The organism is Enterobacter sp. 725m/11 (assembly GCF_011683705.1).
GTDB lineage: Bacteria > Pseudomonadota > Gammaproteobacteria > Enterobacterales > Enterobacteriaceae > Enterobacter > Enterobacter bugandensis.
In genome coordinates, this window is the sequence record NZ_JAAQOK010000060.1 from 1 (window position 1) to 24,465 (window position 24,465).

Sequence of the window (24,465 nt, forward strand, 5' to 3'; positions counted from 1 at the left end):
TCCGTCGTCGGCAGCGTCAGATGTGTATAAGAGACAGATGGTGTACAGGGAGTAGAAGATCGCAGAGATAGCGATAAGGCCCATGATAACCACAAACACGTTGCTGACCTGGCCGCTGTACTTGCGCATGGCAGGCACTTTCTGAATCGCGTACATCGGCATCAGGAACAGAATCATCGCGATAACCGGGCCACCCAGGGTTTCAATCATGCCCAGGATGCTTGGGTTCAGGGTCGCTACCGCCCAGGTGGTGAGCAGCATGAACAGTGCAGTGATTTTGTTCAGCTTGTTGATTTCAATGCTCTTGCCTTTACCGCGCAGAGATTTAATCACCATACCGTTGAAGCCTTCACGCGCGCCCAGGTAGTGGCCCAGGAAGGATTTGGTGATGGCGATCATCGCGATGATCGGTGCCATCCACGCAATCAGCGGTGCGTTAAAGTGGTTCGCCAGGTAAGACAGAATAGAGATGTTCTGTTCTTTCGCTGCCGCCAGGTCCGCCGGGGAGAGGCTCAGTACGCAGCTGAAGACGAAGAACATCACGGTCAGCACCATCATCACGTGAGCGCGGGCCAGGATGCTGGAGCACTTCTTCTCTGCACCATTACCGTACTCTTCGCGTTTCGCCACGGCGAAAGAGGAGATGATTGGGGAGTGGTTGAAGGAGAAGACCATTACCGGGATCGCCAGCCACAGGGTCATCAGCAGGCCGTTACCGGTCGCAGACGCGCTGCTCAGGGACAGGGTTTCCAGCGCTGCACCGTTCCACTGTGGGATCAGGTAGCAGGCCAGCAGCATTAGCGCAGCCACAAACGGGAAGACCAGCACGCTCATGGCCTTAACAATCATCTGCTCGCCGAAGCGCACGATGGTCATCATGCCGACGATCAGGATCAGAGACAGAATGGCACGCGGTGGCGGCGTCATGTGCAGCTGGTGCGTCATGAAGCTTTCAACGGTGTTCGTGATCGCCACGCTGTAGACGAGCAGGATTGGGTAAATCGCGAAGAAGTAGAGCAGGGTAATCAGTTTACCTGCGCCAACGCCGAAATGTTCTTCAACCACTTCGGTGATGTCTTCGCCCGGGTTTTTACCGGACAGCACGAAGCGGGTCAGACCGCGGTGTGCGAAGTAGGTCATCGGGAAGGCGATGACGGCCATGATGATCAGCGGAATCAGACCGCCGACGCCTGCGTTGATAGGAAGGAACAGTACACCAGCGCCGATTGCCGTGCCGTAAAGGCCCAGCATCCACATGGTATCCGTTTTGCGCCAACCACTTCGGGATTCAATCGAAGCAACGGTGCTGGTTTGAGTGGTTTCCATCTGTATCTCCTGGAGGAAGCAAATTGTCAGGTTTTTAGTCAAATCCGATGAAAAAGTGCCTGACGGTAATATGAAATTCGTTCAGTGACGGTTTTTTAATAATTTTCGCCCGTAACTATTGGCGGGCGGAAAGATACATTCTCGTTATGAATCTATCAGTGATCGCGATCCCAAATGCAATAATCCACTTATGATGTGGGCATCTTTAGACCATTTATCTGTTAAAAAAACATCAAATAGAATTTACGGGCGCGAAGGCTACCACCAACGACATGTGGGCTAAAAGAGTGGCCCGCAATATAGGTGTCTTCCGCTGTAAAGATATGGGTTTTTAGGATTTTCTTGCGGGTAATTTAGTTTAAGGCTGATAAATTACGGTTGTTAAATGGAGGTAATCGATTGCGTTCGCCGTAAGTTTGTTAAAGTTATAAGTGAGGCCTATGAATTGATTCGTTAATAAAAAAGCCGGGATCCGCTACAGGGTGCCCCGGCTTTGAGGAGAAGAAACTGAGCGTTACGTGCAGATTTCGTAGCACGGAATGTAGGCTGAACCCGGCAACTTCATGCGGTGTTGAGCCACAAAGCCCTGAAGCATGTCGTCCATACGGCGCATCATCTCCGGGTCGCCGTGGATCTTGTACGGACCATACTGCTCAATCGCGCGGATGCCCATCTCCTTCACGTTGCCCGCCACAATCCCGGAGAAGGCGCGACGCAGGTCGGCGGCCAGCACTTCCACCGGCTGGTCCGGGTAGAGTTTCAGGTTCGCCATATTTTCATGGGTCGGCTCGAACGGGATCTGCAGGTCAGGCGCAATGCGGATTGACCAGTTAAAGCTGTACGCATCACCGGTATCACGACGATTCTCTTTCACCAGCGGCATCGCTTTTTTCATCTGGCGCGCCACTTCCGCCGCATCATCAATGATGATGCGATAGTGACGACGCGCGGCTTCTCCCAGCGTATGCACGATAAACTCGTCCAGCACGCGGAAGTAGTCGGCGCTCTCTTTCGGGCCGGTCAGGATCAGTGGCAGAACCTGATCTTTGTTGGCCGGGTTCATCAGAATCCCCAGCAGATAGAGCAGCTCTTCCGCCGTTCCCACGCCGCCCGGGAAGATGATGATGCCGTGAGCGATACGAACAAACGCCTCAAGACGCTTCTCGATATCCGGCATGATAATCAGCTCATTGACCAGCGGGTTAGGCGGCTCAGCGGCGATGATTGACGGCTCGGTCATGCCGATAAACCGCCCCTCTTTGTAACGCTGTTGCGCATGACCCACGGCTGCACCTTTCATTGGTGCTTCCATTGCACCCGGACCACAGCCGGTACAGATATTCAGCTCGCGCAGGCCAAGCTGCGTTCCGACCCGACGGGCATAGAGATATTCGGTTTCGTTAATCGAGTGGCCGCCCCAGCAGACGACCATGTTTGGTGCTTCGCCAACGTGCAGGGCGCGGGCGTTGCGCAGAATAGAGAACACCAGGTTGGTGATATGAACGGAGCTTTCCAGGTCGAGATGCTGGAAGCGGCCCGCGTTGTGAATCTGCCCGTTAACAAACAGGATGTCGCGCAGGACGGCAAACAGGTTGGCCTGAAGGGAACGAATGATACGCCCGTCGACAAAGGCCTCTTCCGGCGGGTTGATCACTTCCAGTTTCACGCCACGCTCGCGGCGCAGCACGTTAATATCAAAGCTTTCGAAGCGGGACAGCAGTTCTTTACTGTTATCTGTCAGGCTTCCGGAGTTCAGTACGGCAAGTGAACAGTTACGAAACAGTTGATAAAGATCGCTGCTGGCCGTGCGTTTAAGCATGTCCACTTCCAGCTGCGACAACATATCCATTGAGCCAAGCGGGCTAATATGTGTAATCAAGTGAGCTCCTTATGGGACGATTATCGTCATTCCCTTTGATTACAATAGCCCTGGCGCGTGACGTTTCACAACACTTCGGCGGAATACCGCACGCATATTGTGAAAATATTTATATTATTGACGCACCAGCCGGCCCGTTGCTGGCACAAAATCGGTGTTGGTGCGCCACGGGTTAATGTCCAGCCCGCCACGGCGGGTATAGCGCGCGTAAACGCTCAGTTTCTCCGGCTGGCAGAAACGCTGAATATCGTTAAAAATACGCTCCACGCACTGCTCGTGAAATTCGTTGTGATGGCGGAACGACACCAGATAGCGCAGCAGTTTTTCCCGGTCAATTTTCGGCCCTCGGTACTGGATCTGCACCGAACCCCAGTCCGGCTGGTGGGTAATCAGGCAGTTGGACTTCAGCAAATGGCTGACCAGCGTCTCTTCAACCACTTTTCCGCCCGCCGCGTTTTCGAGGTAATCGGCGCTGAATTCATAATTCTCCACCTTGATGTCCTGCTCGTCGATGCAGGTTCCGTGGAAATGGGCAATGGGCTGTCCTTCCAGCTCGTGCAGGCGGTATAACGAGACGGACACGTTCCCCTGCGCGCAGGCGGCTAAATCCCGCTCCAGCGTTTGCTGAACCTCGTCCCAGCTGTTGAATCGAGTCTGGTTGAAGCTGTTGAGATAGAGCTTAAAGCTTTTGGACTCGACCAGGTTCACGCTGGCATAGTCCAGCTCAACGTGGCCCACGGCCACCTGCGGCAGACCGCGCGCGTTAAGCCAGGAGAGTTCGTACAGCGTCCAGATATCGCCGCCGACAAACGGCAACGCGTCCGCATGCAGTCCAAGAGGATCGCGGTTCAGGCTGCGCGGCACGCCCTGCAGCAGGCTGGCATCGTAGGTATCGCGGTAATCGGTCGATTTACCCAGCGTTAGGCCGGTTAACGCCTGATGATTTTCGTAAGACATGTTTCATAGCCACTTTACAGGTACACTTATGGGCAGAGTTTATCCTGTCTTACAAGAAGAGAGAAATCGGTGGACATCGAAACTGCAAATGCCCTTACTACCTTCACAACCCGCTATTGCGACGCGTGGCATGAAAAGCACGGAACATGGCCGCAAAGCGCTGATTTATATGGCGTGCCGTCGCCGTGCATTATCTCTTCGCAGGATGACTATGTTATCTGGCAGCCGAAGCCCAATACCGCTGAGCAAAATGTAAATGCGGTTGAACGGGCTATGGACCTTGTGGTACAACCAGCGGTTCACGCGTTTTATGCCACGCAGTTTGCAGGGGATATGCCCGCGCGCTTGGGTGATTTGACGCTGACGCTGTTGCAGACCTGGAGCGAAGACGATCTGCAGCGTGTTCAGGAAAACCTGATTGGTCATCTGGTCACGCAAAAACGCCTTAAGCTTTCTCCGACGCTCTTTATTGCCACGCTGGACAGCGAACTGGATGTGATATCCGTCTGCAACCTGTCCGGGGAAGTGATTAAAGAGACCATCGGTACCCGCAATCGCGAAACGCTCGCCCCCTCTCTTGCGGATTTCCTTACCCGGCTTGAGCCACTTCTGTAATCCATGATGCTACGACGCGTGTGAGAGATCTCTTACAAGGTTTGTGAGAGATCGCTGGATCATTCAGTATTGCCTTATTTAATTCAGATTAATATCACCCTGTTTTTCAAAGAATTAGTTGTTCATCTCATCTTTTTTAGGGATTTCTTACGGCTTACAGTGCTGCAAGGGTGGGTTGTAAGACGAAGCGGAATAGCGGATTCTATCTCCGTCGACAGGATGCCGACACGAGAAACGAACATCAGGATGATGGCGTTTCTTACTCAGGACACGTCAGGATGGCGCTGCAGGAAGGCTTCAGGATGAAGCAAAAGGATAACGCAGGACGCGTAAGGGACACCTCCAGGAAGGAGAACGAGAACCGAACAGGATGGTCGGTGGGTCAGGAAGGCCAGGACGTTTCAGGATGAAACAAACACGTCAGGAAGATGTGTGCAGGATGCAAAAGGTATAAGGATGACCAGGCCTTCGGGCATCAGGAAAAGTTGTCACGGAAGAGCAGGGAGCACGAATTGTAGCTGGAATGCTGCGAAACGAACCGGGAGCACTGTTTTTACAGTGCTCCCTTTTTTATTTCTGTCTTCCGCAATGCTATGCTGCGCGCCGTTCACTTTTTCAGTTGAGGTTACTATGACGCAACACGATAGCGTTCGTGCTCAGTTGCACGCCATCGAAGCCCTTTTGCGCCAGCATCAGCTGTGGCAGGAGACCGCGCCGAATCCGGAAGCGTTTGCCAGTACCCAGCCATTCTGCCTGGATACGCTGGCACCGTTCGAGTGGCTCCAGTGGGTATTAATCCCGCGCATGCACGCGCTGCTGGAAGGCGGCCACCCTTTGCCGCAGGCGTTCGCCGTTTCTCCCTACTATGAAATGGCGCTTGAGGCGACGCACCCTGCTCGCGATGTGATGCTGGTTGAGCTGGAAAAACTGGACGCCCTGTTTGCCGGTGAAGAGGCATGACGCTGGAAATCCTCTATCAGGACGAGTGGCTGGTGGCGGTGAATAAACCGTCTGGCTGGCTGGTGCACCGCAGCTGGCTGGATCGCGATGAGAAAGTGGTGGTGATGCAAACCGTGCGCGACCAGATTGGTCAGCATGTGTTTACCGCGCACCGCCTCGACAGACCGACTTCCGGCGTGCTGCTGATGGGGCTTTCCAGCGAGGCGGGCCGCCTGCTGGCGCAGCAGTTCGAACAGCACCAGATCCAGAAGCGCTACCACGCGATCGTTCGTGGCTGGCTGACCGAATCCGCCACGCTGGACTATCCGCTGGTGGAGGAGCTGGACAAAATCGCCGATAAATTTGCCCGCGATGACAAAGGCCCGCAGCCCGCGGTGACGGATTATCGCGGCATGGCGACAACGGAAATGCCGGTAGCAACCAGCAAATTCCCCACCACACGCTACAGCCTGGTTGAGCTTTTGCCCAAAACCGGACGCAAGCACCAGCTTCGCCGTCATCTTGCGCACCTGCGCCACCCGATTATTGGCGACAGCAAGCACGGCGATCTGCGCCAGAACCGCAGCGCGGCAGAGCATTTTGGCTGTAACAGACTGATGCTTCACGCCAGCGAGCTTAGCCTGACTCACCCGTTTACCGGTGAACCACTGATTATTCGTGCCGGGCTGGACGACGTCTGGATGCAGGCGTTGTCACAGTTTGGCTGGCGGGGACAACTCCCCGAAAATGAAAGGGTTGAGTTTGTATCAGGCAACGTTCAGGATGAACGGTAAGCGCAATAATTACGGGAGCAAAGCATGGCTGAAGTAGGCATTTTTGTCGGCACGATGTATGGCAACTCGCTGCTGGTAGCGGAAGAGGCTGTGGCGATTTTGACAAGCCAGGGCCATAAAGCCACGGTCTATGAAGACCCGGAACTGGCGGACTGGGAAAAGTATAAAGATAAATACATTCTGGTAGTGACCTCCACCACCGGTCAGGGCGATCTCCCGGACAGTATCGTGCCGCTTTTCCAGGGCATTAAAGATCGGCTTGGCTACCAGCCGGACGTCCACTACGGCATTATTGCCCTCGGCGATAGCTCTTACGCCAACTTCTGCGGCGGCGGCAAGCAGTTCGATGCGCTTCTTCAGGAACAGAGCGCCCAGCGCGTCGGCGAGATGCTGTTGATTGATGCCGGTGAGCATCCTGAACCCGAAAGCGAGTCGAACCCGTGGGTTGAACACTGGGCAACGCTACTTAAATAGTTTCGTAGGCCGGGTAAGGCGTAGCCGCCACCCGGCAACAAAGCCGCATCAAATCCTCAATTCCGTGAAGTATCTTCCACTGCTTTGGGCTTATGCCTCAAACCACGTTCCCCACACTCATCAATGTTGTGTTTCTGCACGGTGAGCGAACCTGTCACTCCTTCATATACTTTTCCGGTCACAATAAAACGGCTTCAGGCCGTACTAAAACGACAAAACTTATCTCATTCTGATTACCCTACCGGTGCTGTACAGAATGAACAGGCGAAAGCTATGTTTCAGGAGTGCAACAATGAGTACATTAAGCCACGCAGCGAGCAGCGCTGAAAAGCGCACTAACGCCCGCTACTGGATAGTGGTGATGCTGTTTATCGTCACGTCCTTTAACTATGGTGACCGCGCCACGCTGTCGATTGCCGGCTCGGAGATGGCAAAAGACATCGGCCTTGATCCGGTGGGCATGGGTTACGTTTTCTCTGCATTCTCGTGGGCCTATGTCATCGGCCAAATTCCTGGCGGCTGGCTGCTGGACCGTTTTGGCTCTAAACGCGTCTATTTCTGGTCCATCTTTATCTGGTCTGCTTTTACCCTTTTGCAGGGTTTCGTCGATATCTTCAGCGGCTTTGGCATTATCGTGGCGCTCTTTACGCTGCGCTTTCTGGTAGGCCTGGCGGAAGCCCCTTCCTTCCCGGGCAACAGCCGCATTGTCGCGGCCTGGTTTCCTGCGCAGGAGAGGGGAACAGCGGTGGCGATTTTTAACTCCGCCCAGTATTTCGCAACGGTGATCTTTGCGCCCATTATGGGCTGGCTGACGCATGAGGTGGGCTGGTCGCACGTCTTCTTCTTTATGGGCGGGCTTGGGATCGTCATCAGCTTTATCTGGCTGAAAGTGATCCACGAACCGAATCAGCACCCTGGCGTGAACAAGAAGGAGCTGGAATACATTGCTGAGGGCGGGGCGCTGATCAATATGGATCAGAAATCTGACAAAGCAAAAGTCCCCTTCAGCCAGAAATGGGCGCAGATCAAGCAGCTCGTCGGCTCGCGCATGATGATCGGTATCTATCTCGGCCAGTACTGTATCAACGCTTTAACTTACTTCTTTATCACCTGGTTCCCGGTTTATCTGGTGCAGGCGCGCGGCATGTCGATCCTCAAAGCGGGGTTTGTTGCCTCGGTCCCGGCAATCTGCGGCTTCATCGGCGGCGTGCTTGGCGGGGTCATTTCCGACTGGCTGATGCGCCGCACGGGTTCGCTGAACATCGCGCGTAAAACGCCGATTGTGCTCGGCATGCTGCTTTCCATGACCATGGTGTTCTGTAACTACGTCAGTGCCGAGTGGATGATTATCGGCTTTATGGCGATGGCCTTCTTCGGCAAAGGGATTGGCGCGCTGGGCTGGGCGGTGATGGCGGATACGGCACCGAAAGAGATCAGCGGCCTGAGCGGCGGTCTGTTCAATATGTTCGGCAACGTTTCCGGGATTGTCACGCCTATCGCTATCGGCTACATCGTCGGCACCACGGGGTCTTTCAACGGCGCGCTGATCTACGTTGGTGTGCATGCCCTGGTGGCGGTGCTGAGTTACCTGGTGCTGGTGGGCGATATTAAACGCGTCGAACTTAAACCTATCGTGGAGCGCGGATGATGACAACACAATCAAGCCCTATCGTCACGGAAATGAAAGTTATCCCGGTGGCCGGTCAGGACAGCATGCTGCTCAATATTGGCGGCGCGCATAACGCATGGTTTACCCGCAATATCGTGGTGCTGACCGATAGTGCAGGCAATACCGGGGTGGGTGAAGCCCCCGGCGGGGAAGTGATCTACCAGACCCTGGTAGAGGCTATTCCACAGGTCGTGGGTCAGGAAGTGGCTCGTCTGAACAAGGTGGTTCAGCGGGTGCATAAGGGCAATCAGTCGGCGGACTTTGATACCTTCGGCAAGGGCGCGTGGACGTTTGAACTGCGCGTCAATGCGGTCGCCGCCCTGGAAGCGGCGCTGCTGGATTTACTCGGTAAAGCCCTTAACGTTCCGGTCTGCGAACTGCTGGGGCCGGGCAAACAGCGCGATGCGGTCACCGTGCTGGGCTATCTGTTCTACGTTGGCGATCGCAATAAAACCGATCTCCCCTATCTGGCTCGTTCACCGGGTGACCACGACTGGTATCAGCTACGCCATCAGGAAGCGCTATCCAGCGAGACGGTTGTGCGCCTGGCTGAAGCTGCGCAGGATCGCTACGGCTTTAAGGATTTCAAGCTGAAAGGCGGCGTGCTGCCCGGCGAGCAGGAGATTGAAACGGCCCGGGCGCTGAAAAAACGCTTCCCGGAGGCGCGCATCACCGTTGACCCGAACGGCGCCTGGCTGCTGGATGAGGCGATTAGCTTGTGTAAAGGTCTCGGTGACGTGCTGACCTACGCGGAAGACCCGTGCGGCGCCGAGCAGGGCTTCTCAGGCCGCGAGGTGATGGCCGAATTCCGCCGCGCAACCGGGCTGCCGGTTGCGACCAATATGATCGCCACCAACTGGCGCGAAATGGGCCACGCGGTGATGCTGAACGCCGTCGACATTCCGCTGGCAGACCCGCACTTCTGGACGCTCTCCGGCGCGGTGCGCGTGGCGCAGCTATGCGATGACTGGGGCCTGACCTGGGGCTGCCACTCCAACAACCATTTCGATATCTCGCTGGCAATGTTTACCCACGTTGGCGCGGCGGCGCCGGGTAACCCGACCGCCATCGACACCCACTGGATTTGGCAGGAAGGCGAAGCTCGCCTGACGAAAAATCCGCTGGAGATCAAAAACGGTAAAATTGCCGTACCCGATGCGCCGGGGCTGGGCGTGGAGCTTGACTGGGATCAGGTTCATCAAGCCCATGAGGCGTATAAAAAGCTACCGGGCGGCGCGCGTAACGACGCGGGCCCGATGCAGTACCTTATCCCCGGCTGGACATTTGACCGTAAGCGCCCTGTTTTTGGACGTCACTGATAAAAGGATTACACGATGAGTACTTTTACGACCCCTGTCGTCACTTCCATGCAAATCATTCCGGTCGCAGGTCATGACAGCATGCTGATGAACCTGAGCGGGGCGCATGCGCCGTTCTTCACGCGCAATATTGTCATTATCAAAGACAATGCCGGCCATACCGGCGTGGGTGAAATTCCAGGCGGGGAGAAGATCCGCAAAACGCTGGAGGATGCCATTCCGCTGGTGGTGGGAAAAACGCTGGGTGAGTACAAAAATGTCCTCAACACCGTGCGCAACACCTTTGCCGATCGCGATGCCGGCGGCCGCGGCCTGCAAACCTTCGATTTGCGCACCACTATCCACGTGGTGACCGGCATTGAAGCCGCGATGCTGGATCTGCTGGGCCAGCACCTGGGCGTTAACGTCGCGTCGCTGCTGGGCGAGGGTCAGCAGCGCAGTGAAGTGGAGATGCTCGGCTATCTGTTCTTTGTCGGCGACCGCAAGCTGACGCCGCTGCCGTATCAGAGCCAGCCGGATGAGCAATGTGACTGGTACCGCGTACGTCACGAAGAAGCGATGACCCCGGATGCGGTGGTGCGGCTGGCAGAAGCCGCCTATGAAAAATATGGCTTCAATGATTTCAAACTGAAAGGCGGCGTGCTGGCGGGGGAAGAGGAGGCGGAAGCCATTACCGCGCTGGCAAAACGTTTCCCGCAGGCGCGCGTGACGCTGGATCCGAACGGCGCGTGGTCGCTTGATGAAGCGATCGATATTGGCAAGCAGCTGAAAGGCGTGCTGGCGTACGCGGAAGATCCGTGCGGGGCTGAGCAAGGCTTTTCGGGCCGCGAAGTCATGGCGGAATTCCGTCGCGCTACGGGGCTACCGACCGCGACCAATATGATCGCCACCGACTGGCGTCAGATGGGGCACACGCTCTCTCTGCAATCGGTGGATATCCCGCTGGCGGACCCGCACTTCTGGACAATGCAGGGCTCGGTGCGCGTGGCGCAGATGTGCCACGAGTTTGGCCTGACCTGGGGCTCGCACTCCAACAACCATTTTGACGTGTCGCTGGCGATGTTTACCCACGTTGCCGCCGCCGCGCCGGGCACCATTACCGCTATCGATACGCACTGGATCTGGCAGGAGGGTAACCAGCGCCTCACCAAAGAGCCGTTTGAGATCAAAGGTGGCATGGTGCAGGTGCCGTCCACGCCGGGGTTGGGCGTTGAGCTGGATATGGATCAGGTAATGAAAGCACACGAGCTGTATCAGAAACACGGTCTGGGCGCGCGCGACGACGCGATCGCGATGCAGTACCTGATCCCTGACTGGACATTCGACAATAAACGTCCGTGCATGGTACGATAAACGTATTGGGACCGCTCCCACAAGCGGTTTCCTACGTGGTGTATGCTTAACGTAACGACTATGCGTAAGGATGGCTTATGAAAATTGTTATCGCACCGGACTCGTATAAGGAAAGTTTGAGTGCGCTTGAGGTTGCGACAGCGATCGAGCGCGGTTTTCGCGAGATTTTCCCTGAGGCGGAGTACGTCAAACTGCCGGTCGCTGATGGCGGTGAAGGCACGGTTGAGGCGATGATCGCGGCAACCCGGGGACGCATTGTGCACGTTCCGGTGACCGGTCCGCTGGGCGAGCGCGTGGACGGGTTTTATGGGATATCCGGTGACGAGCAGAGCGCCTTTATTGAAATGGCGGCGGCAAGCGGTCTGGAACTGGTAGCCCCTTCACTGCGTGACCCTCTGAAAACGACCTCCTGGGGCACGGGGGAACTTATCCGCCACGCGCTGGATGCGGGCGTTAAGCATATCATCATCGGTATCGGCGGCAGCGCCACCAATGACGGCGGCGCCGGGATGGTGCAGGCGCTGGGGGCGAAGCTGCTGGACGACAATGAACAGCCGCTGGGGCAGGGCGGGGGCGAGCTGGATAAGCTTGCGCGGATCGACCTGAGCGGCCTCGACCAGCGTCTGGCGGAGTGCCGGATAGAAGTCGCCTGCGATGTGACGAATCCGCTCACCGGTAAGGATGGCGCGTCAGCGGTATTTGGCCCGCAAAAGGGCGCCACACCCGAGATGATCGTCACCCTGGACAACGCGCTTGCGCACTATGCGAGAGTCATTGCCCGGGATCTGGACATTGATGTGCTCAACCTTGCTGGCGGCGGTGCGGCGGGTGGCATGGGCGCAGCGCTGTACGCTTTTTGTGGCGCGCAGTTGCGTCAGGGCATTGAGATTGTGACCGATGCGCTACACCTGGCTGACCAGGTGGCCGATGCGGATCTGGTGATCACCGGGGAAGGCCGCATCGACAGCCAGACGATCCACGGCAAAGTGCCGGTAGGAGTGGCGAAAGTGGCGAAACGCTTTAATAAGCCCGTTATCGGCATTGCAGGCAGCCTGACGGCGGATGTTGGCGTGGTACACGATCACGGCTTAGACGCGGTGTTTAGCGTGATCTACACCATCTGCACGCTGGAGGACGCGCTGGAAAATGCCAGCGCGAATGTTCAGATGGCCGCAAGGAATATCGCGGCGGTGCTGAAAGTAGGGCAGGCATTTTAACTGTGATTGCCGGGTGGTGGCTTCGCCTTACCCGGCCTACGTTAGCGCACCTGTAGGCCCGGTAAGCGTAGCGCCACCGGGCTTTTACCTCAGCTACCCAACACCTTCATCGCTTCCCGCGTCACGTTATCCATCTCATCCAGCAGTTCCAGGAACTCCGGTTCAAGCTCCGATTCCGGCGTACCCGCGCGCAGCTGCTGCTCCAGCAGCTGGCAGAGGTTTTTCAGCCGCGGTACGCCGCTGTAGCCGCAGCTGCCGTGCAGCTTGTGGATCGCTTCCAGCAGCTCTTCCGGGTTCTCGCCCACCAGCTGTTCTTCAACCTTATTACGGATCTCCGGCAGAAACGCGACCAGCATTTGCAGCATCTCTCGCGCTAAATCGGGTTTCCCTGCCGCCTGGCGCAGCGCCAGCTGCCAGTCAAAGGTCGCATTTTGATTAACGCTTACCTCAACCGGCTCGCTGAAAACCGTATATGTTCCGCCAATGTGCCCCGGCTTATAGCGTAACAGCAGGTTATGAAGCTTCTCTTCGTCGATAGGTTTCGCCAGGTAATCATTCATCCCGGCGCTCAGCAGCTTCTCTTTCTGACCGGCCATCGCATGCGCGGTGACCGCAATCACCGGGGTTTGCTGCTGATGCGGGAGCTGGTGGATCAGCTCGCAGGCACGAATGCCATCCATGCCCGGCATCTGAATATCCATCAGAATTAAATCGAACTGCATCTGTTTAGCCAGTTCAACCGCCTGCGCGCCGCTGGTACACAGCTCAACATGCTGAACCTGGTCTTCCAGCAATACGCCGATTAGCTTCAGGTTTGCCGGATTATCATCCACCGCCATCACGCTCATGGGCAGTTTTTGCTCGTCGTTAATCAACGGCAGTGCGTGCTGGCTAAGACGGCAATACTCCGTAAGGGCGGGCAGCAGGCGGGTTGCGGTGAGTGGTTTAAGCAGGCACGCGGCCGCACCGTCGTTTTTCAACTCTTCCGCATTAAGCTGGGCGTGGCAGGGCAGCGCCAGCAGCAGATAGTCGGTCATCGACGCGGCTTTCGCCAGCCGCTCCTGCTGCATGGTCAGCTCGCCGGTGAAGGTCACCGGGATCCCCATCAGCAGAATGTCGTAATGATCAACGGCCAGGGCTGAGAAGGTTGGACTGTAAACCACCTCCAGCGGCGTGGTGCTTAAAATATCCAGCGCGCACTGCGCCGCTGCCGCGTTAGGCTCGACGTAGGCCAGGCGCTTACCTTTCAGACAGTCCGTCACCGGGCCGTCGGTCAGCACGTTCGGATTGAGGTCGAGGTTAATATGGAACCAGAAGGTTGAGCCGCGGTTTGGCTGGCTGTGGAAAGAGATATCGCCGCCCATCTCGTTTACCAGCCTCTGCGTGATCACCAGCCCCAATCCGGTACCGCCATGGCGGCGGGAGATGCTGGCGTCTGCCTGACGGAAGGCCTGGAACAGACGCGACTGATCCCGCTCCGGAATGCCGATACCGGTATCGCGGATTTGAACCTCAATCTGCACCTTGTTATTACTGATGGCACGTTTTTCTACCAGGATGTCGATGTTGCCGCTTTCGGTGAATTTAATGGCATTCCCGACAAGATTGGTAATGACCTGCTGCAGGCGCAGCGGATCGCCAATAACGTTGTCCGGCACGTCGTTTTTAATATTAAGCGTTAGCTCAAGGCCCTTGTCGTGCGACGAGTGCGCGAGTAGCGTCACCACTTCATCGAGCGTACTGCGCAGCGGGAACGGGATGCTCTCCAGAATCAGTTTACCCGCCTCCAGCTTGGAGAAGTCCAGCACGTCGTTAATGATCGCCAGCAGGTTGTTGGCCGAACGTTCAATGGTGTGCAGGTGATCCCGCTGAGTAGGATTCAGCTCGCTTTTCAGAGTCAGGCGGGTAAAGCCGATCACGCCATTGAGCGGCGTACGCAGCTCGTGCGACATATTGGCCAGAAACTCAGACTTAATACGCGCCGCTTCCTGAGCGCGCTTTTTCGCCAGATCCAGCTCAACGTTCTGGATCTCCATCTGCTCCAGCGTTTCGCGCAGATCAGAGGTGGCCTGGTCAACGTTATGCTGCATCTCTTCGTGATAGGCCGCCAGCGACATCGCCATCGAGTTAATGCCGTTTTTCAGCATATCCAGCTCGCCCAGCATAAAACCTTCCACGCGGCTGTCGAGCTGTCCCCGGCGGATGCGGTCAACGGTATTAACCATGTTGCGGATGGGGCCCGTGACGTCGCGCATCAGACGCCAGCCGAAGATCAGCGCGATACCAATGCAGAACAGCATCATCACGCCGGAGATAAAAATTTCTTTGTACTGCTGCAGCCGTACCGACTTGAGATCCAGTTCAAGCGCTACATATCCCAACATGTTATTGCTGGATTTAGCATCGGATTGCGCAGACTCATCGGGTGAATAGCTTTCCGACACGATCGGCGTGCGCAGGATCATGATATCGCCGCGCCGCAGTACGGTGAGGTGGCGCGGGAATGGCGTTCCGTCCGGGATTTTCAGGGCCGCCGGATCGAGATGAAAGTTTGAGGTGACAAACAGGCGGTTATGTTCGTCGTAGACGGAAATGGCACGGACGATATCCGAGTGGCGGCGGTGGAGCACGCTGATTAACTGCCCAATGGATTCGCGGTTTTGCAGGTTCATGCCGTACTCGCTGGAGACAGCAAGCGGTTCGATAATGCTGGCGCCCGCGTCCTCCAGCTGTCGCTGCAAATCGTTATAGCGGTGCACCACAAAGAAGATACTCAGCAGCAAACCGATGAGAACGGTGGGGGCGAGGATCAAAATCATCATGCGCGCGCGCAGGCTGTAGTTGGTCATGGCGTTCCGTTATGGGACAATTAAGATAATTATGTTTATGTGAGAAAAATCTCGGCGATGGCGCAATTCTACTCTGCAAAGCGACGCGTGACGACGCGTCAAATCATTACTGTTGAAGCCACGGACCTTGATCCGTTTGGTCAGGGAGTGGCTCGTCACAACGGTAAGACTCTGTTTATAACAGGTTTGCTGCCAGGAGAACGAGCAGAAATTACGCTGACGGAAGACAAGCGTCAGTACGCGCGCGGACAGGTGAAGCGTCGCCTCAACGCGAGCCCGGAGCGCGTGGAGCCCCGCTGTCCACATTTTGGCGTGTGCGGAGGCTGCCAGCAACAGCATGCGAGCACAGAATTACAGCAAAAAAGTAAAAGCCGCGCGCTGGCGCGCCTCCTTAAACACGAAGTTGACGAGATTATCGCCGATGAGCCCTGGGGCTATCGCCGCCGCGCGCGCCTGAGCCTGAGCTATCAGCCCAAAACGGAGCGGCTGGAGATGGGTTTTCGCAAAGCGGCCTCCAGCGATATTGTTGACGTGAAGCGGTGCCCCATTTTGGTGCCCCATCTTGAGGCGTTACTTCCGGACGTGCACCGCTGTCTTGCATCGCTCGACGGGGGGCGTTCATTGGGCCACGTTGAACTGGTGCTGGCGAACAACGGCCCGCTGATGGTGCTGCGCCACACTGCGCCGCTGTCGAAAAAAGATCGCGAAAAACTGGAACGCTTTTCGCATTCTCATGAGCTTGCGCTTTTCCTCGCGCCTCAAAGCGAGATACTTGAACAGGTATCGGGCGAAGCTCCCTGGTATGCGTCAGACGGGCTACGCTTAACGTTCAGTCCGCGTGATTTTATCCAGGTCAACGACGGCATAAACCAGCAAATGGTGGCGAAGGCCCTGGAATGGCTTGACGTACAGCCCACTGACCGTGTGCTCGATTTGTTCTGTGGCATGGGTAACTTTACCCTGCCGCTGGCGCGCAGAGCGGCAAGCGTGGTCGGGGTGGAAGGCGTTGAGGCGCTGGTGGTCAAAGGCCAGGAAAACGCAGAGCAGAACGGCTTGCAAAATGTGACATTCTTTCATCAAAATCTTGAGGAAGATGTCACTCAACAGCCGTGGGCAAAGCAGGGTTTCGACAAAATCCTGCTCGACCCGGCGCGTGCAGGTGCCCCAGGCGTCATGGCGCATATTATTAAACTCGCGCCCAGGCGTGTGGTCTATGTTTCCTGTAACCCGGCAACGCTTGCCCGTGACAGTGAGGCGTTAAACAGCGCGGGTTACCAGATTCGGCGTCTGGCAATGCTGGACATGTTCCCGCACACTGGACATCTGGAATCGATGGCGTTGTTCGAGCACATCTAATTTGTTTGGCTTGTCGACTTCGACAGGCCCTGGTCCCTAAAGGAGAGGACAATGGTTGCGGTAAGAAGTGCACATCTCAATAAAGCTGGGGAGTTTGACCCACAAAAATGGATCGCAAGTCTGGGAATTTCCAGCCAGCAGTCGTGTGAACGCTTAACCGAAACCTGGGCCTACTGTCTGCGCACCACGCAGGGACACCCGGATGCCGATCTGCTCTTATGGCGCGGCGTGGAGATGGTTGAAATCTTGTCCATGCTAAACATGGACATCGAAACGCTGCAGGCCGCGCTACTGTTCCCCCTCGCGGATGCGGATGTGGTCAGCGAGGATGTGCTGCGCGACAGCGTCGGCAAATCCGTCGTTGCGCTGATCCACGGCGTGCGCGATATGGCGGCCATTCGCCAGCTAAAAGCCGCGCATACCGATTCCGTCTCCTCTGAGCAGGTTGATAACGTCCGCCGGATGCTGCTGGCCATGGTGGATGATTTTCGCTGCGTGGTCATCAAGCTGGCCGAGCGTATTGCCCACCTGCGTGAAGTGAAAGATGCGCCGGAAGACGAGCGCGTGCTGGCCGCCAAAGAGTGTACGAACATCTATGCGCCGCTGGCGAACCGCTTAGGGATTGGTCAGCTGAAATGGGAGCTGGAAGATTACTGCTTCCGCTATCTGCATCCGGCAGAATACAAGCGCATTGCTAAACTCCTGCATGAGCGCCGTATCGATCGTGAGCACTACATCGACGAGTTTGTCAGCGGCCTGCGTCAGGCCATGAAAGAAGAGAACGTCCGTGCCGAAGTTTACGGTCGGCCCAAGCACATCTACAGCATCTGGCGCAAAATGCAGAAGAAACACCTCGCCTTTGACGAGCTGTTTGACGTGCGCGCCGTGCGTATCGTGGCGGAGCGTCTGCAGGACTGCTACGCCGCGCTGGGGATAGTACATACTCACTTCCGCCACCTGCCGGATGAATTTGACGACTATGTCGCGAACCCAAAACCGAACGGCTACCAGTCCATTCATACCGTGGTGCTTGGCCCCGGCGGCAAAACGGTCGAGATTCAAATCCGCACCAAACAGATGCACGAAGACGCCGAGCTGGGCGTAGCCGCGCACTGGAAGTACAAAGAGGGCACTTCTGGCGGGGCACGCTCCGGCCACGAAGACCGCATCGCCTGGCTGCGCAAGCTGATTGCGTGGCAGGAGGAGATGGCCGACTCCGGCGAAATGCTCGACGAGGTGCGCAGCCAGGTCTTTGATGACCGCGTCTACGTCTTTACCCCGAAAGGGGACGTTGTCGACCTGCCGGCTGGCTCCACGCCGCTCGATTTTGCCTACCACATCCACAGCGACGTGGGGCACCGCTGCATCGGGGCGAAGATCGGCGGACGTATCGTGCCGTTTACCTATCAGCTGCAGATGGGCGACCAGATTGAAATCATTACCCAGAAGCAGCCAAACCCGAGCCGCGACTGGCTTAACCCGAACCTCGGTTACGTCACCACCAGCCGCGGGCGCTCCAAAATTCACGCCTGGTTCCGCAAGCAGGATCGTGACAAAAACATTCTTGCCGGTCGCCAGATCCTTGACGACGAGCTGGAGCATATCGGGATCAGCCTGAAAGAAGCAGAGAAATTCCTGCTGCCGCGCTACAACTTCAACGAGCTGGACGAGCTGCTGGCGGCGATTGGCGGCGGTGATATCCGTCTGAATCAGATGGTCAACTTCCTGCAGGCCCAGTTCAACAAGCCTAGCGCGGAAGAGCAGGACGCGGCGGCGCTGAAGCAGCTGCAGCAGAAAACCTATGCCCCGCAGCAGCGCAGCAAAGACAACGGCCGCGTGGTGGTCGAGGGTGTGGGCAACCTGATGCACCACATTGCCCGCTGCTGCCAGCCGATTCCGGGGGACGATATCGTCGGCTTTATCACCCAGGGGCGCGGGATCTCGATCCACCGCTCCGACTGCGACCAGCTTGCCGAACTGCAGTCCCACGCGCCGGAGCGTATCGTGGAAGCGGTCTGGGGTGAGAGCTATTCCGCCGGTTACTCGCTGGTGGTGCGCGTCACCGCCAACGATCGCAGCGGGCTGCTGCGCGACATCACCACCATTCTCGCCAACGAGAAGGTCAACGTGCTGGGCGTTGCCAGCCGCAGCGATACCCGCGAGCAGCTTGCCACCATCGATATGACCATCGAAATCTACAACCTGCAGGTGCTCGGCCGCGTGCTGGGCAAACTGAACCAGGTGCCGGATGTGATTGACGCGCGTCGTCTGCACGGCGGCTAAACACACTCTTATGAAGGCCGGGTAAAGCTTCGCTGCCACCCGGCCCTTTTTTTAAATGGGAAAAACCATGACTCAAATCGACCGCCTGCTCGGCATCATGAAACGCCTGCGCGACCCGGAAAACGGCTGCCCGTGGGACAAGGAGCAGACTTTCGCGACCATCGCACCTTATACCCTCGAAGAGACCTATGAGGTGCTGGACGCCATTTCACGCGAGGATTTCGATGACCTGCGCGGTGAACTCGGCGACCTGCTGTTCCAGGTAGTGTTCTACGCCCAGATGGCGCAGGAGGAAGGGCGCTTTAACTTTGACGATATCTGTGCCGCTATCAGCGACAAGCTGGAGCGCCGCCATCCGCATATCTTTGGCGATGCCACCGCAGGAAACAGCGCAGAGGTGCTGGCCCGCTGGGAGCAGATTAAAAGCGCCGAGCGCGCTGAAAAGTCCCAACACTCTGCGCTGGACGACATCCCGCTGAGCCTGCCCGCGCTGATGCGCGCCCACAAAATTCAAAAGCGCTGCTCGGCGGTAGGATTTGACTGGGATTCCCTGGGACCCGTGCTGGATAAAGTGCATGAAGAGATCGACGAAGTGATGCACGAAGCGCAGCAGGCGGTGGTCGATGAAGCAAAGCTGGAGGAAGAGATGGGCGACCTGCTGTTCGCCACCGTTAATCTTTCTCGCCATCTAGGGGTAAAAGCGGAAACCGCGCTGCAAAAAGCCAACCTGAAATTCGAACGACGCTTTCGTGAAGTCGAGCGGATTGTGGCCTCGCGCGGCCTGGAAATGACCGGAATTGACCTCGACGCGATGGAAGAAGTCTGGCAGGAAGTAAAACGCCAGGAATCTGATCTCTAACGGAATTTTGCGATCAAGCGCAATTTGTGTGATTTTTTAAATGACAAGCGCTTGATTTGCGTCAAAAACATTTACCCAAAAGGGGCTATTTTCTCACTCCTTATGTTTGTCATGGCCTGGAATGGAGACGGAGAATGAAAGTTTGTGGCGCTCGCCGTGTTCGGGTATACTACTTTCCCGTCCTGGTTATTCCATCGTTTCACCCTAACTTCTCAGGTTCAGCATGACAACGAACTATATTTTTGTGACCGGCGGGGTCGTATCCTCTCTGGGTAAAGGCATTGCCGCAGCCTCCCTCGCAGCCATTCTTGAAGCCCGTGGCCTCAATGTGACCATGATGAAACTGGATCCGTACATCAACGTCGATCCTGGCACCATGAGCCCAACCCAACACGGGGAAGTGTTCGTTACTGAAGACGGCGCTGAAACCGATCTGGATCTTGGCCACTACGAGCGTTTCATTCGTACCAAAATGACCCGTCGTAACAACTTTACGACTGGCCGCATCTACTCTGATGTTCTGCGTAAAGAGCGCCGCGGTGACTACCTGGGCGCGACCGTGCAGGTTATCCCACACATCACTAACGCCATCAAAGAGCGTGTCCTTGCCGGTGGCGAAGGGCATGACGTTGTGCTGGTTGAAATCGGTGGTACCGTGGGTGATATCGAATCCCTGCCGTTCCTCGAAGCGATTCGTCAGCTGGCGGTAGACATTGGTCGTGAACACGCGCTGTTCATGCACCTGACGCTGGTGCCTTACATGGCGGCGGCAGGTGAAGTGAAAACCAAACCGACTCAGCACTCCGTTAAAGAACTGCTCTCCATCGGTATTCAGCCTGACATCCTGGTTTGCCGTTCCGATCGTGCCATTCCGGCGAACGAACGTGCGAAAATTGCATTGTTCTGTAACGTGCCTGAAAAAGCCGTTATTTCAATGAAAGATGTCGATTCCATTTATAAAATCCCGGGCCTGTTGAAATCACAGGGTCTGGACGATTATATTTGTAAACGATTCAGCTTGAACTGTCCGGAAGCTAACCTGTCTGAATGGGAACAGGTTATTTATGAAGAAGCGAACCCGGCAGGCGAAGTGACTATCGGTATGGTCGGCAAGTACATCGAACTGCCGGACGCCTATAAGTCCGTTATCGAAGCGCTGAAGCACGGTGGTCTGAAGAACCGCGTCTCCGTGAACATCAAGCTGATTGATTCGCAGGATGTTGAAACACGTGGCGTTGAAATTCTGAAAGATCTGGATGCTATCCTCATCCCTGGCGGCTTCGGCTACCGTGGTGTTGAAGGCAAGATCGCCACTGCACGCTATGCGCGTGAAAACAATATTCCATACCTCGGCATCTGCCTGGGTATGCAGGTTGCGCTGATCGAATTTGCGCGCAACGTAGCGGGAATGGAAAACGCGAACTCTACGGAATTTGTGCCAGACTGTAAGTACCCTGTCGTGGCGCTGATTACGGAATGGCGCGACGAAGACGGTAACGTCGAAGTCCGTACCGAGAAGAGCGATCTGGGTGGCACTATGCGTCTTGGCGCGCAGGCCTGCCAGCTGTCCGACGATAGCGTGGTTCGCAAGCTGTACGGCGAGCCGGTCATCACCGAGCGCCATCGTCACCGCTATGAAGTCAACAATATGTTGTTGAAACAAATTGAAGCCGCGGGCCTGCGTGTTGCGGGTCGCTCCGGGGACGATCAGTTAGTCGAGATCATCGAGGTGCCAAACCATCCGTGGTTTGTTGCCTGCCAGTTCCACCCGGAATTTACTTCAACGCCGCGTGATGGACATCCGCTGTTTGCAGGCTTCGTGAAAGCCGCCAGCGAGTACCAGAAGCGTCAGGCGAAGTAAAAAAGTTAGAACGGCAACGCGTACCAACGGTACGCGTTGTTTGTCTGGAGTTTTAGTTTAACTTGTACTGAGGAAAATCTAATGTCCAAAATCGTTAAAGTCATCGGTCGTGAAATCATCGACTCCCGTGGTAACCCGACCGTTGAAGCCGAAGTTCATCTGGAAGGTGGTTTCGTCGGTATGGCAGCTGCTCCATCAGGTGCTTCTACGGGTTCCCGTGAAGCGCTGGAACTGCGTGATGGCGACAAATCCCGTTTCATGGGCAAAGGCGTACTGAAAGCGGTTGGCGCTGTTAACGGTCCTATTGCTCAGGCTATCGTTGGCAAAGATGCCAAAGATCAGGCTGGCATCGACAAGATCATGATCGATCTGGACGGTACTGAAAACAAATCTAACTTCGGTGCGAACGCAATCCTGGCCGTTTCCCTGGCGAACGCCAAAGCAGCAGCCGCTGCTAAAGGTATGCCACTGTTCGAGCACATCGCTGAACTGAACGGCACCCCAGGCAAATACTCTATGCCTGTACCAATGATGAACATCATCAACGGTGGTGAGCACGCAGACAACAACGTTGATATTCAGGAATTCATGATTCAGCCAGTTGGCGCGAAAACCCTGAAAGAAGCGGTTCGTATGGGTTCTGAAGTGTTCCACAACCTGGCTAAAGTTCTGAAAGCTAAAGGTATGAACACTGCTGTTGGTGACGAAGGTGGCTACGCGCCAAACCTGGGTTCTAACGCAGAAGCACTGGCTGTTATTGCTGAAGCGGTTAAAGCAGCAGGCTACGAGCTGGGCAAAGACATCACCCTGGCGATGGACTGTGCAGCATCTGAATTCTACAAAGACGGTAAATACGTTCTGGCTGGCGAAGGCAACAAAGCGTTCACCTCCGAAGAGTTCACTCACTTCCTGGAAGACCTGACCAAACAGTACCCAATCGTTTCTATCGAAGACGGTCTGGACGAGTCTGACTGGGATGGTTTCGCATACCAGACCAAAGTACTGGGCGACAAAATCCAGCTGGTTGGTGACGATCTGTTCGTAACCAACACCAAGATCCTGAAAGAAGGCATCGAGAAAGGCATCGTTAACTCCATCCTGATCAAATTCAACCAGATCGGTTCTCTGACCGAAACGCTGGCTGCGATCAAAATGGCGAAAGACGCTGGCTACACCGCTGTTATCTCTCACCGTTCTGGCGAAACTGAAGACGCGACCATTGCCGACCTGGCTGTTGGTACCGCTGCTGGCCAGATCAAAACCGGTTCTATGAGCCGTTCTGACCGTGTTGCTAAATACAACCAGCTGATTCGTATCGAAGAAGCACTGGGTGAAAAAGCACCTTACAACGGTCGTAAAGAGATCAAAGGCCAGGCATAATTGCTTAAGCCTTAACATGAAAATGCCAGTCGAATGACTGGCATTTTTTTTGGTTATTTAAAATCGACCGCCATCTGCTCGGGAATGGTTAGTCCCCGGGTGGTTTGCACGCAGCGGGCGATATAATCCGTAAAACGAGGTGGCTTCGGCATCCCCATGCTGAGCAGCTTATCGTTGCTGAAGCGCACGTTCAGCGTGGCAAAGGCACCGTATAAGCGCATCGCTCTCAGCATCAGACGTTCGTTGCACGGACCAAAAATGGTTTTCAGTTCACGGCGCATTTTGACCAGCGTTTCGTAGCTGACCTGCGCGTACTTATCGCCAACGGGCGCTTTCTCCAGCGCCTGCGCCATTGCCCGATCGATATCCGCAAAGCGAACGCTGTTCTCTTCCCCGGCTGAAATGTGTACCACTTCCCCCGGACGCGCGTTGCTGCTCAGCAGCATTAACATTGCGTCGGCGCAATAATCTACCGGGACAACGTCGATCCGGTCTTCCATCGAGCACATAAACTTCTGCAGCATCAGGCCCATGCTGAAGACCCAAAAGATACTGCTCGACGGCGTGCAGCCGTGGCGGGTATGGCCGACGACGATGGACGGACGGGCGATGAGCAGCGGCAGGTTAGGACATTCCTGGCGCATCAGCTGTTCGATGGTTGACTTCGAATACGTATATTCCACCAGGTGCTCAGCGTTTTCTCTGAATTCCGCACTTTCGGCGACCAGCGAATCCTGCTCCGGCGTGCATGACATTGCGGTGCCTACATGCAGGAAACGCTGCAGCCCTGCGACCTGCTCCATGCGGCGCGCCAGCGCTAGCGTACCCTCTACGTTCACCTTCCAGATCAGCGGGTTATTGCCAAAAGACGCAACTGCCGCGCAGTTAACGACATGCGTAACCTGGTCCAGACGGGGATCGTTCAGAAAGGCTTCCGGCTGGCTGAGGTCGCCGATGAGGATATTATCCACGCTCAGGGAGGCCAGTTTCTCCTCAGAAATGTTGAACTTACGCATGTTCTCCTGCACGCGCGCCAGCCCGCTTTGCGGATCGCCGGCACGGGCAAGCAAAAGGAGTTTTACTGATTGATCGCTGGTCAGGATTTTTTCAAGTACTGCACCGCCCAGAAACCCGGTCACGCCTGTAATTAATAACATCTTCATTATTACCGTCTCATCATGATTGATGAGGCGGATTGTAGGCGCGCAAAAGTAAACGGCGTTTAAATAATAAAACGTCGGGACCGACAGCGTCTTAAGCTTATTTTAAGGAAAGGGAATCAGGTGAAAATATTGGACCTGTCTCTTATACACATCTGACGCTGCCGACGACGGA

At 55.9% G+C, this 24,465-nt stretch carries 18 protein-coding genes; 13 read left to right on the top strand and 5 right to left on the bottom strand.

All coding sequences use genetic code 11. From position 1 onward, the window contains the following. The 3 genes from HBA26_RS19995 to queF form a co-directional block, all read right to left on the bottom strand. On the bottom strand, positions 1-1,326 hold a 1,326-nt coding region (locus HBA26_RS19995; RefSeq protein ID WP_166720999.1), incomplete at its 3' end, for an HAAAP family serine/threonine permease. 514 nt (positions 1,327-1,840) lie between these two features. After that, positions 1,841-3,205: a nucleotide 5'-monophosphate nucleosidase PpnN gene (ppnN, locus tag HBA26_RS20000; protein WP_023309027.1), complete on the bottom strand. Its 1,365-nt coding sequence runs from the start codon at positions 3,203-3,205 to the stop codon at positions 1,841-1,843. A gap of 114 nt (positions 3,206-3,319) precedes the next feature. Continuing rightward, a complete protein-coding gene (gene queF / locus HBA26_RS20005; protein ID WP_126344952.1) occupies positions 3,320-4,162 on the bottom strand; it encodes an NADPH-dependent 7-cyano-7-deazaguanine reductase QueF in 843 nt (280 codons plus the stop codon). 69 nt (positions 4,163-4,231) lie between these two features. Here queF and syd point away from each other — a divergent pair, with 69 nt between their 5' ends. The 8 genes from syd to HBA26_RS20045 all read left to right on the top strand — a co-directional run bounded on the left by syd (position 4,232) and on the right by HBA26_RS20045 (position 12,542). Beyond that, positions 4,232-4,777, top strand: a complete 546-nt coding sequence (gene syd / locus HBA26_RS20010; protein WP_028014266.1) for a SecY-interacting protein — start codon at positions 4,232-4,234, stop codon at positions 4,775-4,777. A 630-nt stretch (positions 4,778-5,407) separates the two neighbouring features. Next, positions 5,408-5,737: a YqcC family protein gene (locus HBA26_RS20015; RefSeq protein WP_028014265.1), complete on the top strand. Its 330-nt coding sequence runs from the start codon at positions 5,408-5,410 to the stop codon at positions 5,735-5,737. After that, the gene (gene truC, locus HBA26_RS20020; RefSeq protein WP_028014264.1) at positions 5,734-6,510 is read left to right on the top strand and encodes a tRNA pseudouridine(65) synthase TruC; all 777 of its coding nucleotides are present in this window, start codon (positions 5,734-5,736) and stop codon (positions 6,508-6,510) included. The genes HBA26_RS20015 and truC overlap by 4 nt, the downstream gene beginning before the upstream one ends. A gap of 24 nt (positions 6,511-6,534) precedes the next feature. Continuing rightward, the gene (locus HBA26_RS20025) at positions 6,535-6,984 is read left to right on the top strand and encodes a flavodoxin (RefSeq protein ID WP_126344953.1); all 450 of its coding nucleotides are present in this window, start codon (positions 6,535-6,537) and stop codon (positions 6,982-6,984) included. 292 nt (positions 6,985-7,276) lie between these two features. Beyond that, entirely contained in the window at positions 7,277-8,632 is a 1,356-nt protein-coding gene (gene gudP / locus HBA26_RS20030; RefSeq protein WP_126344954.1) for a galactarate/glucarate/glycerate transporter GudP, read from the top strand. Next, positions 8,632-9,972 carry an enolase C-terminal domain-like protein gene (locus HBA26_RS20035; RefSeq protein ID WP_063155170.1) on the top strand — a complete coding sequence of 447 codons (1,341 nt, stop codon included), beginning with the start codon at positions 8,632-8,634 and terminating at the stop codon, positions 9,970-9,972. The genes gudP and HBA26_RS20035 overlap by 1 nt, the downstream gene beginning before the upstream one ends. 15 nt (positions 9,973-9,987) lie before the next feature. Then, entirely contained in the window at positions 9,988-11,325 is a 1,338-nt protein-coding gene (gene gudD / locus HBA26_RS20040) for a glucarate dehydratase (protein ID WP_126344955.1), read from the top strand. 77 nt (positions 11,326-11,402) lie between these two features. Next, positions 11,403-12,542: a glycerate kinase gene (locus HBA26_RS20045; RefSeq protein ID WP_100170804.1), complete on the top strand. Its 1,140-nt coding sequence runs from the start codon at positions 11,403-11,405 to the stop codon at positions 12,540-12,542. An 89-nt stretch (positions 12,543-12,631) separates the two neighbouring features. Here HBA26_RS20045 and barA read toward each other — a convergent pair whose 3' ends face one another. Next, a complete protein-coding gene (barA, locus tag HBA26_RS20050) occupies positions 12,632-15,391 on the bottom strand; it encodes a two-component sensor histidine kinase BarA (RefSeq protein ID WP_048998526.1) in 2,760 nt (919 codons plus the stop codon). Between the two features lie 57 nt (positions 15,392-15,448). On the opposite strand from barA, the gene rlmD reads away from it, so the two are divergent. The 5 genes from rlmD to eno all read left to right on the top strand — a co-directional run bounded on the left by rlmD (position 15,449) and on the right by eno (position 23,130). Then, positions 15,449-16,747, top strand: a complete 1,299-nt coding sequence (gene rlmD / locus HBA26_RS20055) for a 23S rRNA (uracil(1939)-C(5))-methyltransferase RlmD (RefSeq protein WP_166721000.1) — start codon at positions 15,449-15,451, stop codon at positions 16,745-16,747. A gap of 51 nt (positions 16,748-16,798) precedes the next feature. After that, complete coding sequence (gene relA, locus HBA26_RS20060) at positions 16,799-19,030, top strand: GTP diphosphokinase (protein ID WP_028014256.1); 2,232 nt, start codon at positions 16,799-16,801, stop codon at positions 19,028-19,030. Positions 19,031-19,097: 67 nt separating this feature from the next. After that, positions 19,098-19,889: a nucleoside triphosphate pyrophosphohydrolase gene (mazG, locus tag HBA26_RS20065; RefSeq protein ID WP_045261274.1), complete on the top strand. Its 792-nt coding sequence runs from the start codon at positions 19,098-19,100 to the stop codon at positions 19,887-19,889. Positions 19,890-20,112: 223 nt separating this feature from the next. Beyond that, positions 20,113-21,750: a CTP synthase (glutamine hydrolyzing) gene (pyrG, locus tag HBA26_RS20070; RefSeq protein ID WP_028014254.1), complete on the top strand. Its 1,638-nt coding sequence runs from the start codon at positions 20,113-20,115 to the stop codon at positions 21,748-21,750. A gap of 81 nt (positions 21,751-21,831) precedes the next feature. After that, the gene (gene eno / locus HBA26_RS20075) at positions 21,832-23,130 is read left to right on the top strand and encodes a phosphopyruvate hydratase (RefSeq protein ID WP_006811784.1); all 1,299 of its coding nucleotides are present in this window, start codon (positions 21,832-21,834) and stop codon (positions 23,128-23,130) included. A gap of 53 nt (positions 23,131-23,183) precedes the next feature. Here eno and HBA26_RS20080 read toward each other — a convergent pair whose 3' ends face one another. Then, entirely contained in the window at positions 23,184-24,293 is a 1,110-nt protein-coding gene (locus HBA26_RS20080) for an SDR family oxidoreductase (RefSeq protein WP_041908416.1), read from the bottom strand. Between the last annotated feature and the right edge of the window lie 172 nt (positions 24,294-24,465).

Bases quoted from the DNA above. Each gene is read 5' to 3' on its own strand.
- truC (WP_028014264.1), top strand. From the start codon at position 5,734: ATGACGCTGGAAATCCTCTATCAGGACGAGTGGCTGGTGGCGGTGAAT.
- mazG (WP_045261274.1), top strand. From the start codon at position 19,098: ATGACTCAAATCGACCGCCTGCTCGGCATCATGAAACGCCTGCGCGAC.
- gudD (WP_126344955.1), top strand. From the start codon at position 9,988: ATGAGTACTTTTACGACCCCTGTCGTCACTTCCATGCAAATCATTCCG.
- rlmD (WP_166721000.1), top strand. From the start codon at position 15,449: ATGGCGCAATTCTACTCTGCAAAGCGACGCGTGACGACGCGTCAAATC.
- relA (WP_028014256.1), top strand. From the start codon at position 16,799: ATGGTTGCGGTAAGAAGTGCACATCTCAATAAAGCTGGGGAGTTTGAC.
- HBA26_RS20015 (WP_028014265.1), top strand. From the start codon at position 5,408: ATGACGCAACACGATAGCGTTCGTGCTCAGTTGCACGCCATCGAAGCC.
- HBA26_RS20045 (WP_100170804.1), top strand. From the start codon at position 11,403: ATGAAAATTGTTATCGCACCGGACTCGTATAAGGAAAGTTTGAGTGCG.
- barA (WP_048998526.1), bottom strand. From the start codon at position 15,391: ATGACCAACTACAGCCTGCGCGCGCGCATGATGATTTTGATCCTCGCC.
- pyrG (WP_028014254.1), top strand. From the start codon at position 20,113: ATGACAACGAACTATATTTTTGTGACCGGCGGGGTCGTATCCTCTCTG.
- queF (WP_126344952.1), bottom strand. From the start codon at position 4,162: ATGTCTTACGAAAATCATCAGGCGTTAACCGGCCTAACGCTGGGTAAA.
- HBA26_RS20080 (WP_041908416.1), bottom strand. From the start codon at position 24,293: ATGAAGATGTTATTAATTACAGGCGTGACCGGGTTTCTGGGCGGTGCA.
- gudP (WP_126344954.1), top strand. From the start codon at position 7,277: ATGAGTACATTAAGCCACGCAGCGAGCAGCGCTGAAAAGCGCACTAAC.
- HBA26_RS20025 (WP_126344953.1), top strand. From the start codon at position 6,535: ATGGCTGAAGTAGGCATTTTTGTCGGCACGATGTATGGCAACTCGCTG.
- HBA26_RS20035 (WP_063155170.1), top strand. From the start codon at position 8,632: ATGACAACACAATCAAGCCCTATCGTCACGGAAATGAAAGTTATCCCG.
- eno (WP_006811784.1), top strand. From the start codon at position 21,832: ATGTCCAAAATCGTTAAAGTCATCGGTCGTGAAATCATCGACTCCCGT.